We start from the raw sequence: 3,004 nt of genomic DNA, 5'->3' as shown, positions 1-3,004 counted from the left end.
CGCCGCCGCCAGCGCCGCCTACGAGCCGCTGCGCGGCGCCGACGGCACCCTGCCCAGCACGTGGGAAGTGATCTACGCGCACGCCTGGGCGCCGCCGCCGGGCGCGCCGATCCGCGAAGGCGGCGGCGAGATCGCCGCGGTGCCGCTGTCAGCGATCCCGATCCGCCGCCGCGGCGCCTGAGCCAGGCAGCACCCGGAACAGCACCCGACCCTGGTAGGGCATCCCCAACGCTTGCGCCTGTGCGCCCTGCGCGGCGATGCGCGCGGCGACCTGCGGCCAGGCCTCCTGCTTGCACACCCACACCCGCCCGGCGCGCGGTTGCCGCAACACCGTGAGCAGATCGGCGTCGTATTCGGGACCGAAACGCGGCGCGTCGCGCACTGGGTCCAGGCGGATCTTGCGTACCTGCGCGCCCAGCTCCAGGCGCAGGCCGTAGCGCGCCATGTCCTCGACGAACACCACCTCGCGCACCGGCGCATCGGCACGCTGCGCGATCGCCTGCGCCCAGGCGCCGGCATCCTTGTGCGTGGGCAGCAGCGCCACGGCCAGTTCGAGCGCCAGCAGCAATCCGCACCAGCCCAGCAGCCACGGCCAGCGCCACGGCGCCCGGCCCTCCTGCGCGCGCTGCCACGCCGCCAGCAATGCCAGCGGCACGAACAGCGGCAGCACGTACAGCGGCAACCGCGAGCGCGACAGGCACAGCACCAGCAACGGCAGCAGCAGCCACAGGGTCAGCAGCAGCGGCGCGGCCTGCTGCAGGCGCAACGCCGGGTCGCGCCACCACTGCCGCAGCTGCCGCGGCAATTGCCAGGCCCAACGCGCCAGGGCCGGAGTCCACGGCAGCGTGCCCAGGACCAGGATCGGCGCATACGCCACCGCCCAGCCGTACCACTGCGCGTTGCGCCCGAACGCATCGCTGGCCACGCGCTTGACCACCTCGTCGCCGACGAAGTACTGCAGCAATCCCGGATGGCCGTGGATCACCGCCAGGTACCAGGGCAGCGCCAGCACCACGAACAAGACGATGCCGGAGAGCTGCAGCGCACGCCGCGGCGGCCCCGGCGTCACCGCGTTGAACAGCAGCAGCGCCGGCAGCGGCAGCAGGCCAGGCGGGCCCTTGGTCATGAACGCCAGGGCGAAGCCGGCCCACATCGCCGCGATCCAGCGCTTGCCCTGTCCGGGCGGATGCGCCCGCGCTTCGACGAAGGCCCACACCGCCAGGGTCTCGCAGGCGGCGAGCAGGAAGTCGGTGGAAATCCATTGCGCCGCGCCGAACGGGGCCAGCATGGTCGCGTACAGCAGTGCCGCCTGCGCCGGCAGCTCAGGGCGTTCGGGAAACAGCCGCGCGGCCAGGCGCCACACCAGCAGCACGCACAGCAGGTAGGACAGCGCAGACGGCAACCGCGCCGCCCAGGGCGACGGCCCGAACACGGCGACGCTGGCGGCGATCGCCCAGTAGGTCAACGGCGGTTTGGTCCAATGCGCCACGTCCTCGCTGCGCCGGGGCGTGAGCCAGTCGCCGCTGTGCAGCATGTTCAGCGCGACATTGGAGTAGCGGCCCTCGTCGGCATCCCAGATGCCGCGGGCGCCCAGCAGGGCCAGCGCGAGGGTGCAGGCCAGCAGCGCCACCGCGACGGCCGGGGAACGAAGCAGCGCGCGCATCGGCAGTCCTCTCGGTCGACGCGGCGACCATAGTCACCGCGCCTGCGGCCGCAGATGACGGCCGGCGGACAGTTTTGCGACAGCGCGAACGCGCCGGCCTCAGGCCGGCGCGTGGCTCAGGCAGAGACCTGCGCGATCCAGTCTTCCAGGTTGTAGTAGTTGCTCACCCGGGCGATCCTGCCGTCGCGGATGTCGAAGAACGCCCCGCCCGGCAGCACGTAGCGCTGGCCGCGCGCCTCCGGCAGGCCGGTGTCGGTGTGGTGGTATTCGCCATGCACCACGTACTCGGCGGCGGCGCGGCGGCCGTCCTGCGCGGCCAGCACCACGATGTCGTGCAACTGCTCGCGGTAGCTGGCGTTCATGCGCTGCAGGAAGGCGGCGAAGACCTCCTTGCCGGTCTCGCGCGCGCCCTGGTTGAGATCGTGGGCGACATCGTCGGTGAGCATGCCCAGCATGCCGTCCCAGTCGCCGCGGTTGAACGCGGCGTAATAGGCCTGCACCAGGGCGATGGCCTGGTCCTGCGCAGGAACTCCGTGGTTGCTCATGGCTGCCTCCCTCGGGCCGTGGAAAGGCCCATCATACGGTCTCGCCGCCGTGCTCAACGCCCCGCTCCAGCAGGTCGCGATGGAAGAAGTACAGCTCCTGCAGCAGGAAGCGCCAGCGGGTCTGGAAGCTGCGGAAACGGCTGCTCGGGGTCGACGACGCCAGGGCGTCGATCTGCAGTTCCTGGCACAGCCGCAGCGCCCGTGCCATGTGCAGCGGATCGCTGACCACGATCACCCGGTGCAGGCCGTGTTCGCGCATCAGCCGCCGCGCCTCGATCAGGTTCTGCCGGGTGGTGCGCGACACCGTCTCGATCAGGATCGCGTCGGCCGGCACGTCGTGGCGCAGCGCGTAGCGCCGGGCCACCTGCGACTCGGCGAAGCGCGCGCCGTTGCCGAAGCCGCCGGTGAAGATCAGGGTCGGCGCGTAGCCGCGCTGGTACAGGTCAAGGCCATGACGGATGCGCTCTTCGAACACCGGCGAGGGCTTGGCGTCGTAGGCCGCGGCGCCGAGCACGATGATCGCGTCGGCCGGCGCCGCCTGGTCGCGGTCGCCGACCCAGACGATGTAGATCGCCACGCCCAGCAGCCACAGCCCCAGCAGCGCCGCCAGGCGCAGCAGCCAGCGCAGCCAGCGGAAGCCGCCCCGCGCACTCATGCCGCGCCCCACGGCAAGGCGTCCAGGTCGACGTTGCCGCCGGACAGGATCACCCCGACGCGGCGCCCGGCGAAACGCGCCGGCTGTGCCAGCACCGCCGCCAGGGCGATCGCCGAGGACGGCTCCACCACCTGCTTGAGC

General features: G+C 72.2%; 3 protein-coding genes and 2 pseudogenes. 1 reads left to right on the top strand and 4 read right to left on the bottom strand.

Features of this window, described 5'->3' with window-relative positions; genetic code table 11:
• A pseudogene (locus tag D180_RS22070) lies at positions 1 to 181 on the top strand (malonyl-[acyl-carrier protein] O-methyltransferase BioC); the annotation flags it as partial.
• Here D180_RS22070 and D180_RS22065 read toward each other — a convergent pair.
• The 4 genes and pseudogenes from D180_RS22065 to D180_RS23595 form a co-directional block, all read right to left on the bottom strand.
• Positions 149 to 1,663: a glycosyltransferase family 39 protein gene (locus tag D180_RS22065; RefSeq protein WP_043091546.1), complete on the bottom strand. Its 1,515-nt coding sequence runs from the start codon at positions 1,661 to 1,663 to the stop codon at positions 149 to 151. The pseudogene D180_RS22070 and the gene D180_RS22065 sit on opposite strands and share 33 nt — an antisense overlap.
• Before the next feature lie 116 nt (positions 1,664 to 1,779).
• A complete protein-coding gene (locus tag D180_RS22060) occupies positions 1,780 to 2,208 on the bottom strand; it encodes a ketosteroid isomerase-related protein (protein WP_017914487.1) in 429 nt (142 codons plus the stop codon).
• A gap of 31 nt (positions 2,209 to 2,239) precedes the next feature.
• A complete protein-coding gene (locus D180_RS22055) occupies positions 2,240 to 2,863 on the bottom strand; it encodes a YdcF family protein (protein WP_017914486.1) in 624 nt (207 codons plus the stop codon).
• Positions 2,860 to 3,004 (bottom strand): annotated as a pseudogene (locus D180_RS23595) (threonine/serine dehydratase); the annotation flags it as partial. The pseudogene D180_RS23595 and the gene D180_RS22055, both read right to left, overlap by 4 nt.

Origin of the sequence: Xanthomonas sp. SHU 166, assembly GCF_000364685.1 — a bacterium.
GTDB lineage: Bacteria > Pseudomonadota > Gammaproteobacteria > Xanthomonadales > Xanthomonadaceae > Xanthomonas_A > Xanthomonas_A sontii.
Note: the sequence above shows the minus strand (reverse complement) of the source record. Positions and strands in the feature narration are given on the sequence as shown.